Here is a 15,895-nt window from a genome sequence, read left to right on the forward strand (position 1 = left end):
CACAGATCACCAACGGGGCGGCGATCGGGGACACGCATCAACTCATCCAATTCATGCGTGTCCCCGATTGAGACCACAGAGGTTGGACGCCCCAGTCCCATCTAGCCTAATCTAGGAGGACTATTTACCGAGGTACACCATGGCCCCTTCCTCCTGGACACCGGCCGACAATCCCGACCCACCGTCGCAGCCGATCACCTTTTCCTACCAGGAAATCGGCCCGTCCGGTCGGTCAGGCGCAACCGCCCTGGCGGAAGAAACGCCTCTGGCTATCAGCTTCAACGGCATCAATCAGGCGGTGATGATGGTGTCGCCCCATGATCTGGATGACTTTATTACCGGCTTCAGCATCAGTAACCGGATCATTGATGAGCCCAACGAGATTCGCGACATTCAGTACCAGCAGAACAGCGATGCCCTGCTGGCACAGGTGGAGATTTCCCATCGCGCCCACTGGCACCTGAAACAACATCGGCGCCAGCTAATGGGCGCCAGCGGCTGCGGCATCTGTGGTGTCGAGGCGCTGGAGCAGGCCATGCCGGACCTTGCCCCACTGGAGCCCGCAGCGATTCCCCACTGGCAGCAGTTTGACGAGCTTCGCGACCGTATCGCCCGGGCCCAGACACTTGCCCAGACCAGTGGCGCCCTGCATGCAGCCCTCTATCTGGACGAACAGGGAGAAATCCGTTTTTGCCGCGAAGATATCGGCAGACACAACGCCCTGGACAAACTGATTGGCGCCATGGCCCGGGAGAACACCAATGCCAACAAAGGGGTAGTGGTCATCACCAGCCGCTGCGGACTGGAACTGGTGCACAAGGCTGTACGGGCCCGCATCGGTACCCTCGCCACCCTGTCAGCCCCCAGCGAGGTGACAGTGCGCTGGGCACGTCACTACCACCTCAACCTGATCCACGTACCCCACGAGAGTGCCCCGCGCCTTTACAGCCCGGCACCATAATGCGCCCGGGGTCAGGCACTCTTGCTGATTCTTACTGGCACTGACTTGTACGACGGCGTACCACTGTCCTGATCCTTGTAATCCAGCGGCACCAGCCGATTGGCTTCCGGGTAATAAGCGGCCACCGTACCTCTCGCGATCTTGTACTCGATAGCCGTCAGGTTTTCATAGCGAAGCGTCTTGCCGTCCAGGGCGGTTTCGATATCCACCGTGTCACCGTGTTCCAGCCCCCGATCCGCCAGGTCCTGTGCATTCATGAACACCACATCGCGGCGACCGAAGACGCCTCTATAGCGATCATCCATACCATAGATGGTGGTGTTGTACTGATCATGACTGCGAATCGTCACCAGACGCAGCACCTCTTCATCCGTCACCGCACAACTGGATTCCAGGCCATCGAAGACAAAGAACTCCGCCTTGCCAGAGGGGGTATTCCAGATCCGTTGGGTAGCCGCCAATGGCATGCGAAAGCCTCCGGGTTCACGAATCCTGGCGTTATAGTCATCAAACCCGGTAATGGTTTTTTCGATGAGGTCACGGATACGATCGTAATCTTCCACCAGTCCCAGCCAGTCCACCTTGCTGTGCGGCAGCGTGGCCTTTGCCATTCCTGCCACAATCGCCGGCTCGGATTTCAGCCAGTCAGACGCTGGCGCCAGCTTGCCCGCGGAGGCATGCACCATGGACATGGAATCTTCCACAGTGACCGACTGGGGCCCAGCCGCCTGCTCGTCCAGTTCGGTGCGGCCCAGGCAGGGAAACAGGAAGGTTTCCCTGGAAGTCAGCAGATGGGAGCGGTTCAACTTGGTGCCCACATGCACACCAAGATCCAGCTTCTTCATGGCAGGATAACTCGCCTCGGTATCGGGCATGGCTACCGCAAAGTTACCGCCCAGGCACAACAGGGCCCGCGCACTGCCATCAATCATCGCTTCCATGGTCTGCACCGAGTCATGACCATGCTCGCTGGGCGGAGTAAACCCGAAAGTCTCCTGCAATTTCTCCAGAAAAGCGGCGGTGGGTTTTTCAGTAATCCCCACCGTGCGATTGCCCTGCACGTTGGAGTGCCCACGCAACGGACAGATGCCCGCCCCCGGCTTGCCGATGTTGCCCTTTAGCAATAACAGATCGGCAATCAGCCGCACATTGGACGTGCCCTTGTTGTGCTGGGTAATACCCATGCCGTAGGTGACAATAGTGGCATTGGAGCGGGCATAAGCAGCCGCCACCATTTCCAGATCTTTCTGCAGCAAGCCACTTTCACGCTCGATGTCCGCCCACTGGGTGGCGTCGATATCGGCGACCAACGCCTCGAAGCCCGCGGTATGCTGATCGATAAACTCCCGATCCAGCACCCCACCCGAATCCTGCTCCAGTTGCAGAACGCCTTTCATGATCCCCTTGAGCGCCGCTGCATCACCGCCGGCACGAACCTGAAAATAGGAAGAAGCAATCGGGGTAGAGCCGTAAGTAGCCATTTCAATCATGTTCTGCGGGTCCGCGAAGCGTTCCAGCGACCGCTCCTTGAGCGGATTGAACACCATGATCGGCACCTTGCGCCGCGACACCTCATGCAGCGTGCCCATCATCCGCGGGTGATTGGTACCGGGGTTGTGGCCGATGGAAAGAATCAGTTCGCAGTGATCAAAGTCATCCAGTGACACCGTGCCCTTGCCGATGCCGATGGAGCGCGGCAGACCCACGCTGGTGGCTTCGTGGCACATATTCGAACAGTCGGGAAAGTTGTTGGTGCCCAGCTCGCGGGCGAACAGCTGGTAAAGATAAGCAGCCTCGTTGGAGGCCCGGCCAGAGGTATAGAACTCCACCTGGTTGGGCTCCAGCCCACGCAGGATTTCGCCAATACGATCAAACGCCGCCTGCCACTCGATGGGCTCGTAATGATCCGTTTCACTGTTGTAGACCATGGGCTGGGTCAGCCGGCCTATGCCTTCCAGATCATGGTCGTGCCAGCTCAGCAATTCGGTCACGGAATGGGCGGCGAAGAATTCCGGCGTCACCCGTTTTTTGGTGGCCTCCCAGGTCACTGCCTTGGCGCCGTTCTCACAGAATTGAAAGGTAGAACCGTGTTCCTTATCGGGCCAGGCACAACCCGGGCAATCGAAACCGTTGGGCTGGTTGGTACGCAATAACGTGAGCGGCGCCTGCAGCGTATCCATCTCACTGCGCACAGCCTCCGCCGTTGCCTTCAAGGCGCCCCAGCCCCCGGCAGGGCCTCCGTATTCCTTGACCCCTGGAACCTTGCGTTTACCTGACATGAGACACCTTCACTTGATCGCAACGTGTCCCTATCAAGTACGCTTCGCTCAGCGGGATGTCAACCGGACGCCGGCAGGCGCCTCATCCCGACCCGCCCTAAAAGATATTCACCCGGGTCATGTAATCCACCTTGCGCGCATCCGCCCGTTCCAGTGGCCCCTCGGTACCCGGAGCGGTGGTCTGCCGCCCCTGCTTCGCTGCCACCTTGCTGGAAGGACATTCCATAGCCAGACCACACAGATCGTTCTCACTCAGGTAACGCACCGCTTCAAGAAAGCTGTACTTTTTTTCCTTGTAGATAATGCGCAAATCCTCAATCTTGCCGGTTTGGTTGGGGAGAATCACAAAGCGCCCTTTCTCCAGGATGTCGAAGATGAATTCCCGGTAGGGAGCCACCTCTGGCGTGATGGTGAATAGCTTGTCGTTGTATTGCTTGTCGTGCTGGTCTTTGGAATAAGCAGAAACATTATCCCCATACACCCTTATGGAAAGAATGCCCTGGTCACCGTAGTAAGGATTACGGATCATCAAACCATCCGAGGTCTTGAATATCTGATCATAGGCAACAGCATTTGTGGCCACGAACAGCAGCAGCCCCGCCAACAACTGATTCCACATTCTCATCATTTCCCCCCTCTTCCATCCTGTTCCCGGTGAACAACTCTGCTGGATATCGTAGCAAGAACCAGGCCTTGGGCCACAACGTCAGCCTCCAGCCTGCCAACGATGATTTGATCCGGTATAAAATGACGATAACAGGAGTCCGCGTAAGGCGTTGCCCAAGGAGACACCGATGAGTCGCACCCTGCTGCTCAAGAACGCCACCGTGGTGGCCACCATGGATGACGACCAGCGAGAAATCGCCAATGGCGCCATCCTTATCACCGATAACCTGATCACCGCGGTGGGCACCACTGACGACCTGCCCGACGGCGCCGATCAGGTCATCGACCTGCAAGGCCATGTGGTGATGCCCGGGCTGGTGAACACGCACCACCACATGTTCCAGTCCCTCACCCGCGCCCTGCCGGCAGCCCAGAATGCCGAACTGTTCGACTGGCTCAGCGCCCTGTTTCCGGTGTGGGGCAATATTACCCCGGAGATGATGAACATCTCGGCCAAGACCGCCATGGCCGAGCTGATCCTGTCCGGCTGCACCACCGCCGCCGATCACGCCTATTTCTACGTGAACGGCAGCCGTCTGGAAGACAACCTGGATGCCGCCCGTGAAATCGGCATGCGCTATCACGGCGTGCGCGGCGCCATTACCCTGGGGCACAGTGATGGCGGCCTGCCACCGGATCATGTGGTGGAAAAGAATGAGGATGCGGTCCTAAAGGAAATGCAGCGCGTCATCGAAGCCAATCACCAGCGCGAGGATGACGCCATGATTCAGGTGGCGGTGGGTCCCTCCTCCCCGTTTACGGTTACCCCCAACCTGATGCGCGAAAGCGCAAAGCTTGCCCGGGACTACGGGGTGCTGATGCACACCCACACCGCCGAGAACAGCAAGGATCTGGCCTTCAGTCAGGCGCGCTACAACATGACGCCGGCCCAGTTTGCCGAAGAGATGGGCTGGGTTGGTGACGACGTCTGGCACGCCCACTGTGTGCATCTGGATGACTACGGTATCCAGCTGTTCGGCCGCACCGGCACCGGCGTTGCTCACTGCCCCTGTTCCAACATGCGGCTGGCCTCGGGGATCGCGCCGATCCGCAAGATGCTCAATCACGGCGTCAAGGTAGGCCTGGGCGTGGATGGCACCGCCTCCAATGACGGCAACGACCTGCTCGGCGAAGCCCGTCAGGCCATGCTGGTGGCGCGGGTACGCCACGAAGACCCCACCGCCATGTCGGCACGCGACGCGCTCCGCATCGCCACCCGCGGTGGCGCCGCCGTGCTCGGCCGGGATCATGCCATCGGCCGTATCCAGCCGGGCTATTGCGCCGACATCATCGCCTTCCGCATGGACGATATCGCCTATGCCGGCGGGCAGACCGATCCGGTCGCCTCTCTGCTGTTCTCCACCCCGCGGCGGGTGAACTACAGCATCATCAACGGCAAGGTGGTGGTCGACCAGGGTCACCTGACGACGCTGAATTTGCCCCGTCATATCGAGCGACATAACCAGTTGTCCTGGCAGTTGGTCAACGGCTGAGATCCAACTCCCGCCGCACTCATTTCGGGGCTGTGCGGTGGGAGAGTCTGGGCGCCCAGAACTGCAAACCCGGGCCAACACGTCTCAATACCACTGCGGCTGAGTTCATCGTCCGCAAACGACAAGCTAGCCTAATTCCCGGAAGCCCGGAAACATTACGCCCGGATTTGGTGCTATTCTGGCTCGCCATAATAACGTCGAAATGTTTGATCACCCATGCAACTACTCACTGGCTTCAGCCTTGGCTGCCTGACTGTCGTTTTTCTTGTGGTCCTGCGCGACTTCAGGCACCTGCTGGTCGGCAAGGTGTTTCTGTGGGTGTTGCTTGCCGCCGCCGCCTTTGTTTCCAGCCGCGTGGTGGGTCAGGAATACCAGTGGCTGCTCGGCGATATCATGACGACCCTGCCGGCCGCTTTCTGGCTGTTGTGTTTGCTGGCGTTTTCCCCCAAACCCAGGGCGAATCCGGCCTGGACAGCACTGGCCCTTTACAGCTTTATCCCGCCGGCCCTGAGTCGGCCGTTTGGCGCCTACAATGCTGACGCCGCCTGGTGGCTGCACTGGCTGGGATTCAAACTTCCCCAGTATGCCGAGTACATCCTGATCCTCAGTGGCTTGTGGATCACCGCCATACACTGGCGTAATGATCTGGTAGAAGGCAGAAGAAAGCTCCGCGTCGCCCTGCTGGTGTCCGTCGGCGCCACCCTGCTATGTGTCACCATTTCCCTGAATCATGGGCTGGATACCCGCCAGCTGGTGGCCGGCATGGTCGGGGTCGCGACCCTGGTGGTCGGGTTTCTTTTGCTCAGAGGGCAGGAAGGCGTATTGCTTGATCTGCAGAAACCCGCCACCGTTTCAGCAGCCAGCGATAAAGAACCGCTTCAATCCATTGTCGAAACAGAACATACCGTGGACGAAACCGATGAGATCGCGGCGCAGCTCAAAGAGATCATGGAACAGGAACACTTCTATCGCACCGAGAAGTTAACCCTGAAAAAGCTGGCCAGCAGAATGTCGCTGCCCGAGTACCGGGTGCGAGCGATCATCAACGGCACCTTCAACTATCGTAACTTCAACGACTATGTGAATCAGATGCGTATCGAGGAAGCCTGTGAGCGGCTGGTCAGCGAACCTGACACCCCGATTCAGAACATCGCGCTGGATATTGGCTACCGTACGCTAAGCTCGTTCAACCGGGCCTTCAGGGAACTCAAACAGCAAACCCCCACCGAATATCGCCAGTCTCGCCAGGCTGAATGACCCACTTGTTCCGACTGACTGACAACGCTATCGACCTTCCTGCCCCCTGTGACGCCAACACTGAGTCACAGGTCACATTATTTTTCCTTGCAGGCACCACCTTTAAAACCTCAATAAAAACAATACGTTGAAGGAATTGATCAGCCGAATTTCAACTTTTGCATGGTGTCTGCCACGTATTGCACAGCGCTTTTCAGGTTTGCACAGCGCTTCTCTTTGAGCAGCTCTCATCCCGTTCTGTAGGTTGTTTCTCCTAGTACAAAAGCCTTAGCGCCATCTTCGGCTCTCAGGCAGGAACAATAACAACTCGGGAGAGAACGACCATGACCAAGAACCGGATGAACCGCAAAGCGCTGCCGGCATTGGCCGCTGGCATGCTGCTGGCAGGCTGTGTGGAAGTGAATGATGGTGACAAGATCACCCATACCACCAGCACCGGCGGTACTGAAAACTCAGGCACCGTCGAGTCCTGTGACGCCGGCGTCAGTACCTCAGGCTTTGCCTTCCCCTGCGACGCCATCTTTGTGGCCCCGGATGCCCAGAATGGTGACGACATCACGGAAGCACTGCTGATTGCCCTTTTCGAACTGCCGGAAAATACGGTCGTGGTCCTGCCCAAGGGCGAGTTCACCGTCTCTGAAACCATCACCGTCACCAGCGCCAGCGGCGTGGTACTGACCGGCTACGGCATCCACGACACCAAGCTGGATTTCAGCAATTCCACCGGCGACGACTCCATCCGCTTTGAGGGTGGCACCAACCTGACCATCCGCGATTTTGGCGTGTATGAGTCCAACAAGAACGCCATCAAGGTCACCAACGCCAGCGGCGTGCATTTCGCCTACACCGCCACCGTCTGGGAAGGCCCGCTGGAATCAGACAACGGCGCCTACGGCCTGTACCCGCTACAATCCCAGAATGTGCTGCTGGAGCACAACTATGCGGCTGGTTCAGCAGATGCTGGCATCTATGTCGGTCAGTCCCGCGATGTGGTGATCCGTGACAATGTGGCGGTGCGCAACGTGGCCGGTATCGAAGTGGAAAACACCCTCAATGCCGACGTGTACAACAACATGGCCACCGGCAATACCGCCGGCATCCTGGTATTTGACCTGCCGGGCCTGACCAACGCCTATGGCGGCAACATCCGCGTCTTCAGCAACCGGGCCTACGCCAACAACGCGCCGAACGTGGGTGCCGGCGCGGTAGGTATTGCGCCTCCGGGCACCGGCATTCTGGTATTCGCCACCAGTGACGTAGAAATCTACAACAACGACATCACCGATAACGAGACCACCGCCCTGGCGATTGCCAGCTATCTGCTGGCAGACGATGACCTGGCCAACTACCCCAGCAAGTATGGCCAGGCCATGAGCAATGGCTGGACCCCGCTGGTTCGCAACGTCTATGCGCACAATAACTTCATCGCCCGTAACGGTTCCAACCCCCAGGGCGTCCTGTTGGTGGACATCATCAACGGTTATACCTCCCCGTATAACGCCAGCGGCATGGCTCAGGTTTTCCCTGCCATTCTTTATGATGGTGTTGGCGAACTGCTGGCCAACGCAGGCTTGCTGACCGACTTCCAGGCGTTCATCCCAGAAGGCTCCCAAGCCGAAGCGGATGGGGTCAGCTACATGCCCTATGGCCCGGAAGACCAGATCTGCGCCAACAACAATGTGAACGGCAACCCGTCGCCAAGCTACGACGACGTCAACACCGGTCAGGTGTTCGGCACCGACCCAATGAACCCGGCCAACTGGAATGCTGAGGGCACCGCCCCGGCACCCAGCTTGTTGATCGAGCCCATGATCGGCTCCTCACTCCTCAACTGCGCACACAATCGCCTGCCGCCCAACGCCGTCAGCATCAATGGCGTGGCCTATGGCTGTACTGGCGATGACCTGTCCGAAGCGGCCTGTGCCCTGTAATCCGGTTGGCATGTGCAGGAGGCGAACCGCGGTTCGCCTCTGATCAATCACCACATGCCGCAACGAGAATTGATCGAGTGAGTGGTTATCATGAACAACTCAAGATTTAGCAAACTGGCGCGCAACAGCACGCTGCTTGCGCTGACGTTATCGGCGCTCACCGCCTGTGACGTTGATGTAGGCAAGGACGGGCTCACCATTAATAAAGATGACAGCGTCGAGTACGTGCCCGGTCCCTCCAGCAAACCGGCGGAAACCGCCGATTGCGGCGGTACCTCCTCGGGCGTGAACTGGGGCGCACTGCTCAACGAAAACTGCCCGAAGCTGTCGGATTACAACCTGTTCGCCGACAGCAGCGACCCCACCCGCAACCCGAACACCGGCGGCATCCCCTACGATCTGTCCACGCCGCTGTTCACGGACTACGCCAGCAAATACCGGTTTGTGTTTATTCCTGAAGGGGAACAGGCCACCTACAGTGAACACGAAGCGTTCGAGTTCCCGGTGGGCTCCGTACTGGTGAAAACCTTTGCCATGCCGGCGGACACCGCCAACCGTGGCCAGAACGAAACCATCATCGAAACCCGCCTGCTGATTCACCGTGAAAACGGCTGGGTCGCCCGTCCCTATTACTGGGACACGCAAGGGGATGCCTCCCTGGCCATCGCCGGCAAGAGCGTCGAGAACATGACCACGCTGCACAACGGTCAAACCCTCACGTTCACCTATGCGGTACCCAAGGCGTCATCGTGCACCTCCTGTCACTCGGTGGTGCCGCTGCTACAGGGTTCAGAAGATCAACGGCAGCCGATCTTCAAGCCGATCGGGCCCAAGGCTCGCTTCCTGAATAAAGACTTTGATTATGAAGGCTACACCAGGAACCAGCTGGCTTACTGGGAAGAGCAAGGTGTACTGGCAGGTTTGCCCGCGTCCATGAGCGAAGTGTCAAAAGCGCCACTATTCAATGACGAGCTTGACCCGACCACACTGACACCAGAAGCCCTGCATGATGCCGCCAAGGCCTACCTGGACATCAACTGTGCCCACTGTCATCGCTCCGAGCTGACACTACCGGAGCCCTTGTATGCTGGCCCGGCGGGCAGCAGTGGTTTGCAGATGGAATTCAACCGCGCCTACGAAGACGACCCCACCCGGTTCGGCACCTGCAAGACGCCCGTTGCCGGTGGCAGCCCGGATTACCCCCTGGGCGACGTGGTGCCCGGCGCCGCGGACATGTCCTATCTGGTATTCCGGATGAGCACCACCGATCCGCGTCACAAGATGCCGGAACTGGGACGCAGCACCGTCCATGCGGAAGGCGTTGCGTTGATCAGTGAATGGATTGATCAATTGCCCGAGGCGGCGTGCTCGCCGTGACCCTCCAGAAAAGGACGCGCGCTGCGCGTCCTTTTTTCTTTAGTCAGGGACACGCATAAATTCAATCGACCACAACAAAAGCTTACCACCCAACCAGGCTCTGTCCCGAAACCCATTTCCGCCCTGTCATAGCAGCGTATTCTTTCAGCTTCTCCAGTGCCCCCAACGCAATCGGCTCCCGCCGCTGCTTCGGTCTCATATGTGCCAGCCACGCCCTTTCATCGATACCTAATCGATCCAGCACACCCGCCGCCTGAGCGGAAATCGCGCCACGCTTATCGTCCCGAACCGCTCGCCCCGTACTATCAACCAGCTCCAGATAGTCCATCAGCCTGAAACGGCAAATCGTGTCTTCATCCTCAGCATTGATGGTTTCGGCATCAACCAATGCGAGCAGCCTGGGCAGGTTGGACTGCTCGGGCTTTCCCTGTGTCTTCAACGCTCGTTGCTGAATCGAGGTGTAATCCGATTGTTCAGGGGTGGCTGCCATATCTGCCCTGACCGGGTTCAGATCTACATAGGCCATGCATTGCAGTACAGCCTGTTCATCCAGTAAGGCCTGGCACTTGTAACGGCTTTCCCAGAAGCGCCCTTTGCAGCAATCCTCTTCATTAGCCCGTCTGGCAAGGTGCTCATTCAGGCATTTCATGAACCAGCCCAGATCGTAAAGCCGCTCCCGCCATTGAGTGACGATCTCCTCTGCTTTGAGGGATTCAGCCTCCCCAACAGTTATCAGGGAAACAGTTATCAGGGACACGCATAAATTCAATCGCCCAAAGCAAAAGCTTACCACCCAACCAAGCTCTGTCCCGAGATCCACTTCCTACCAGTGACTTCAGCGTATTCTTTCAGCTTATACAGTGCTCCCAGAGCAACCGGCTGCCGCCGCTGCTTTGGCCTCATATGTGCCAACCATGTCCTCTCATCGATACCTAATCGATCCAGCACACCCGCCGCCTGTTCAGAAATCGCGCCACGCTTATCGTCCCGAACGGCTCGCCCCGTACTATCAACCAGCTCCAGATAGTCCATAAGCCTGAAACGGAAAATCGTGTCTTGATCCTCACTATTGATAATTTCGGCATCAACCAATGCAAGCAACCTGGGCTCCTTGGCCAGCACAGTCTTTCCCTGTGCCTTCAACGCGCGTTGCTGAATCGAGGTGTAATCGGATTCCTCTGGTGTGGCGGCCATATCTGCTCTGACCGGATTCAGGTCCACATACGCCATACATTGCAGCACAGCCTGCTCATCCAGTAAGGCCTGACACTTGTAACGGCTTTCCCAGAAGCGCCCTTTGCAGCAATCCTCCTCATTAGCCCGTCTGGCAAGGTGCTCATTCAGGCATTTCATGAACCAACCCAGATCGTAAAGCCGCTCCCGCCATTTCGAGACAATCTCTTCTGCCTTGAGAGACTCCGCCTCACCTGACTCCCCCTTCAACCAGCGCTTCACGATCAAGGGGCCGCTGAACAGCTGCATCCAGCGCTCCGCCACCTCCCGATCCGACCAGGACAAGGCTTTCTGCTGGTTAATACTCACCACAAGGTGGTAGTGATTGGACATCACCGCATAGGCACACAGATCAATGGCAAAGACCTCCGCCAACTTCGTAGGTACTTAGATGACACGCATAAATTCAATCGCCCAAAACAAAAGCTTACCACCCAACCAGGCTCTGCCCAGAAACCCATTTCCGCCCTGTCATCGCAGCGTATTCTTTCAGCTTCTCCAGTGCCCCCAACGCAATCGGCTGCCGCCGCGGCTTCGGTCTCATATGTACCAGCCACGTCCTTTCATCGATACCTAATCGATCCAGCACACCCGCCGCCTTTTCAGAAATCGCGCCACGCTTATCGTCTCGAATAGCTATCCCCGTACTATCAACCAGCTCCAGATAGTCCATCAGCCTAAAACGGCAAATCGTGTCTTCATCCATACTGTTGATGGTTTCAGCATCAACCAATGCAAGCAGCCTGGGCTTCTTGGCCTGCTCAGGCTTTCCTTGTGCCGTCAACGTGCGTTGCTGAATGGAGGTGTAATCCGATTGTTCCGGGGTGGCGGCCATATCTGCCCTCACCGGATTCAGGTCTACATAGGCCATGCATTGCAGCACAGCCTTTTCATCCAGTAAGGCTTGGCACTTGTAACGGCTTTCCCAGAAGCGTCCTTTGCAGCAATCCTCTTCATTGGCTTTCCTAGCCAGATACTCATTCAGACATTTCATGAACCAGCCAAGATCGTAAAGCCGCTCCCGCCATTGAGAGACGATCTCCTCGGCCTTGAGAGACTCCGCTTCGCCGGTTTCCCCATTCAACCAGCGCTTGACGATCAGAGTGCCGCTGAAAAGCTGCATCCAGCGCTCAGCCACCTCTTTGTCAGACCAGGACAAGGCTTTCTGCTGGTTAATACTCACCACAAGGTGGTAGTGATTGGACATCACCGCATAGGCACACAGATCAATGGCAAAGACCTCCGCCAGTACCGACAGCCGATCCACTACCCACTGGCGGCGATGCTCATAATCCTGCCCGGAATAGTGATCCTTGCCACACAGAAAGGCCCGCCGCACACAGCGGCAGATACAGTGATAGTAAGACGTGGAATCCAGGGACACCTGGGTATATCGAGCGCGAGTCATGGGCAGCCTCCTTGCTTAGCCATGACTCAACAATACTGACCATAAAGACAGTCAAACATCAGAAAGTGACGATTCTTCGTGTAAGATTTTGGCCAATTTATGCGTGTCCCCGATAAAAGAGGAATGCCAGGCGATCCACCACCCATTGTCTGCGGTGTTCATAGTCCTGACCGGAATAGTGGTCCTTGCCACAAAGGAAGGCCCGCCGCACACAGCGGCAGATACAGTGGTAGTACGAAGTAGAGTCGAGTGATACCTGGGTATAACGAGCGCGTGTCATGGTCAGCCTCCTTGCTTATCCATGACTCAACAATACTGACCAAATGAACAGCCCACCATCAGAAACCTGCCATTCCATATGTAGGATATTGTCTAATTTGTGGGTGTCCCCGATTAGAAGAGGAATGGACCATGAATCCCTCTTCCAATCCCTATATCATCCCCCCTTTGATTTTTGTCACTGATACCCCCCGGAGGAAGCGTGAGCGCGGACCTGAGCCAACATACGCCAATGATGCAGCAATACCTGGCGATCAAGGCCGAACACCCAGACCAGCTGGTGTTCTACCGCATGGGGGATTTCTATGAGCTTTTCTTTGGCGATGCCCAGAAGGCCTCGCGGCTGCTGGACATTACCCTGACCCAGCGCGGCCAGAGTGCCGGCAAGCCGATTCCCATGGCAGGGATTCCCTATCACGCCGCGGAAGGCTATCTGGCCCGGCTGGTAAAGCTGGGGGAATCCGTGGCCATTGCCGAGCAGATTGGCGACCCGGCGCTGGCCAAGGGGCCGGTGGAACGCAAGGTGGTGCGCATCGTTACCCCGGGTACGGTCAGTGACGAGGCGCTGCTGGAAGAGCGCCGCGACAACCTCCTGTGTGCCGTCTATGAAGAAAAGGGTCTGTATGGCTGCGCCAGCCTGGATGTGGCCGCCGGGCGTTTTGTGGTGACCCAGGTGGAAGGTGGCGAACAAGTGCAGGCGTTGCTGGAGCGCTGGTCTCCCGCCGAGCTGCTTTACAGCGAAGACAAGTCCCTGCCCGGCCGCTGGGCGGACAAGCCCGGCAGCCGCAAGCGCCCGGACTGGGAATTCGATGAAGAATCCGCCCGCCGCCAGCTGTGCCAGCAGTTTCAGGTACAGGACCTGGCCGGGTTTGGTGAACCCACACCGGTGGCGGTGGCCGCCGCTGGCGCCCTGCTCGGGTACGCCAAGGAAACCCAGCGCGGCGAACTGCCCCATGTCACCGGCCTGACGGTGGAAAGCTTTGATGACACCGTGGCCATGGATGCGGCCACCCGCCGCAACCTGGAGCTGACGGAAACCCTGGATGGCCAGGAGCAGCACACCCTGGCCTGGGTACTGGACAGCACCAAGACCGCCATGGGCGCCCGCCAGCTGAAGCGCTGGGTGCATCAGCCCATGCGCAACCGCACCACCCTCAACCAGCGTCAGGACCAGATCGAGGTCCTGCGCCAGGGCTGGTGTTTTGAATCCACCCGCGATGTGCTCAACGACATCGGCGATATGGAACGGATCCTCGGCCGGGTGGCCCTGCGCTCTGCCCGCCCCCGCGACCTGACGCGTCTGCATGCCAGCCTCAAGTCCCTGCCGGCATTGATCGGCACCCTGCCGGCCGCCGATGCCTTTTATGAGCTGATCGAACGCATCGGCCAGTTCCCGGAGCAGGTTGAGCTGCTAGGCGGGGCGGTGATCGAGAACCCGCCCATGCTGATCCGCGATGGCGGTGTGATTGCCCCCGGCTACAGCCCGGAGCTGGATGAACTGCGCTCCATCAGTGAGAACGCCGGCCAGGTGCTGGTGGACATAGAAACCCGAGAGCGCGAGCGCACCGGTTTCTCGACGCTGCGGGTGAAGTACAACAAGGTCCACGGCTATTACATCGAGCTGTCCCGCCGGGAAGCGGATGATGCGCCAGTGGATTATCAACGCCGCCAGACCCTCAAGAATGCCGAACGATTTATCACCCCCGAGCTGAAAGAGTTCGAGGACAAGGCGCTGTCCGCCTCCAGTAAGGCACTGACGCTGGAGAAGCGTCTGTATGAAGAGCTGCTGGAAAAAGTGGCCGCCGACCTGCACCCGCTGCAGCGCTGCGCTGCGGCCGTGGCCGAGCTGGATGTGCTGGCCGCCCTGGCTGAGCGTGCCGAGGCCCTGAACTGGGTGCGCCCGCAGCTGGTAGATGAAGAAGCCATCATCGAGATTGTCGATGGTCGCCACCCGGTGGTGGAACAGGTGCTGGACGATGCCTTTGTGCCCAACAGCCTGCACCTGGATGACAGTCGCCGCATGGTGATCATCACCGGCCCGAACATGGGCGGTAAGTCCACCTACATGCGCCAGACCGCGCTGATTGCCCTGCTGGCACACCTGGGCAGCTGCGTGCCCGCTGCCAGCGCCCGCATCGGTAACCTGGACCGCATCTTTACCCGTATCGGCTCCTCCGATGACTTGGCCGGTGGCCGCTCCACCTTCATGGTGGAAATGTCGGAAACCGCCAACATCCTCAACAACGCCACCGCCAAGAGCCTGGTGCTGATGGATGAAATTGGCCGTGGCACCAGTACCTTTGATGGCCTGAGTCTGGCCTGGGCGGCGGCGGAACATCTGGCCCGCAACCTGAAGGCCTTTACCCTGTTCGCCACCCACTATTTCGAGCTGACCCAGCTGCCGGAGCAGCTGCCTGGCATCTACAACGCCCACCTCACCGCCAGCGAGCACGATAACCGTATCGTGTTCCTGCACCGGGTACAGGAAGGGCCGGCCAGCCGCAGTTATGGTCTGCAGGTGGCCCAGCTTGCCGGGGTGCCAGCGGGCGTGATCCAGCAGGCCGGTGAGAAGCTGCGTGAGCTGGAAGCGGGTCAGAGCCTGACCGTGAACGATGCGCCGCCCACGGTGATCCCCACCGCCAGCCCCCCGGCAACCGCGCCAGCTCAGGCCAGCCTGTTTGCCGAACCCAGTGCCGCTGAACAGGCGCTGGCCGAGCTGGACCCGGATGATCTGACGCCGAAGCAGGCACTGGAAGCGCTGTACAAGCTGAAGGGGCTGGTTTAAAGGCGGTTTTACCACAGTGGGCAAAGGTCACTGAGATAAAGCCGGGTTGGTCGATGGGGAAGATCCGTGCGACACCGTGAGCGCTTTTGATCCGGCGTCGGTTTCGCTTCGCGAATCGCGGTGGAACCACCGCTCCTACGGTCAGACTGGGGCTTCAGTCCGGTAAGGGGTTTCCTCAGTGACGTCGGTGCTCTCTGTGGTAGAAAACGCCTTTGTCCTCTTCGGA

At 58.5% G+C, this 15,895-nt stretch carries 11 protein-coding genes and 1 pseudogene; 6 read left to right on the top strand and 6 right to left on the bottom strand.

What is annotated here, in order from left to right; genetic code table 11:
• Positions 1–139 precede the first annotated feature (139 nt).
• A complete protein-coding gene (gene fdhD / locus MWU49_RS05315) occupies positions 140–961 on the top strand; it encodes a formate dehydrogenase accessory sulfurtransferase FdhD (protein ID WP_246969077.1) in 822 nt (273 codons plus the stop codon).
• 11 nt (positions 962–972) lie between these two features.
• Here the strand turns inward: fdhD and MWU49_RS05320 are convergent, their stop codons facing one another.
• Both MWU49_RS05320 and MWU49_RS05325 read right to left on the bottom strand, forming a co-directional pair.
• Entirely contained in the window at positions 973–3,240 is a 2,268-nt protein-coding gene (locus tag MWU49_RS05320) for an FdhF/YdeP family oxidoreductase (RefSeq protein WP_246969081.1), read from the bottom strand.
• A gap of 97 nt (positions 3,241–3,337) precedes the next feature.
• Positions 3,338–3,868, bottom strand: coding sequence for a hypothetical protein (locus MWU49_RS05325; RefSeq protein ID WP_246969083.1), 531 nt, complete (start codon positions 3,866–3,868; stop codon positions 3,338–3,340).
• A 166-nt stretch (positions 3,869–4,034) separates the two neighbouring features.
• On the opposite strand from MWU49_RS05325, the gene MWU49_RS05330 reads away from it, so the two are divergent.
• The 4 genes from MWU49_RS05330 (at position 4,035) to MWU49_RS05345 (ending at position 9,964) form a co-directional block, all read left to right on the top strand.
• A complete protein-coding gene (locus tag MWU49_RS05330) occupies positions 4,035–5,399 on the top strand; it encodes an 8-oxoguanine deaminase (protein WP_246969086.1) in 1,365 nt (454 codons plus the stop codon).
• 216 nt (positions 5,400–5,615) lie between these two features.
• Positions 5,616–6,656, top strand: coding sequence for a helix-turn-helix domain-containing protein (locus MWU49_RS05335; protein WP_246969089.1), 1,041 nt, complete (start codon positions 5,616–5,618; stop codon positions 6,654–6,656).
• Between the two features lie 323 nt (positions 6,657–6,979).
• Positions 6,980–8,587, top strand: a complete 1,608-nt coding sequence (locus MWU49_RS05340; protein ID WP_246969093.1) for a parallel beta-helix domain-containing protein — start codon at positions 6,980–6,982, stop codon at positions 8,585–8,587.
• A 90-nt stretch (positions 8,588–8,677) separates the two neighbouring features.
• The gene (locus tag MWU49_RS05345; RefSeq protein ID WP_246969096.1) at positions 8,678–9,964 is read left to right on the top strand and encodes an SO2930 family diheme c-type cytochrome; all 1,287 of its coding nucleotides are present in this window, start codon (positions 8,678–8,680) and stop codon (positions 9,962–9,964) included.
• A gap of 82 nt (positions 9,965–10,046) precedes the next feature.
• Here the strand turns inward: MWU49_RS05345 and MWU49_RS05350 are convergent, their stop codons facing one another.
• The 4 genes and pseudogenes from MWU49_RS05350 to MWU49_RS05365 all read right to left on the bottom strand — a co-directional run.
• On the bottom strand, positions 10,047–10,721 hold the full coding sequence (locus MWU49_RS05350) for a hypothetical protein (RefSeq protein WP_246969099.1): 675 nt from the start codon (positions 10,719–10,721) through the stop codon (positions 10,047–10,049).
• Positions 10,722–10,750: 29 nt separating this feature from the next.
• A complete protein-coding gene (locus MWU49_RS05355) occupies positions 10,751–11,572 on the bottom strand; it encodes a transposase (RefSeq protein WP_246969102.1) in 822 nt (273 codons plus the stop codon).
• Between the two features lie 52 nt (positions 11,573–11,624).
• Positions 11,625–12,605, bottom strand: a complete 981-nt coding sequence (locus MWU49_RS05360; protein WP_246969105.1) for a transposase — start codon at positions 12,603–12,605, stop codon at positions 11,625–11,627.
• 124 nt (positions 12,606–12,729) lie between these two features.
• A pseudogene (locus MWU49_RS05365) lies at positions 12,730–12,885 on the bottom strand (transposase); the annotation flags it as partial.
• 231 nt (positions 12,886–13,116) lie between these two features.
• On the opposite strand from MWU49_RS05365, the gene mutS reads away from it, so the two are divergent.
• Positions 13,117–15,669 (top strand): DNA mismatch repair protein MutS, encoded by a 2,553-nt coding sequence (gene mutS, locus MWU49_RS05370; protein ID WP_246970728.1) that lies wholly within the window; start codon positions 13,117–13,119, stop codon positions 15,667–15,669.
• The last annotated feature ends 226 nt before the right edge of the window (positions 15,670–15,895 follow it).

Origin of the sequence: Alcanivorax sp. S6407, from assembly GCF_023016115.1 — a bacterium.
Taxonomy (GTDB): Bacteria; Pseudomonadota; Gammaproteobacteria; order Pseudomonadales; family Alcanivoracaceae; genus Alcanivorax.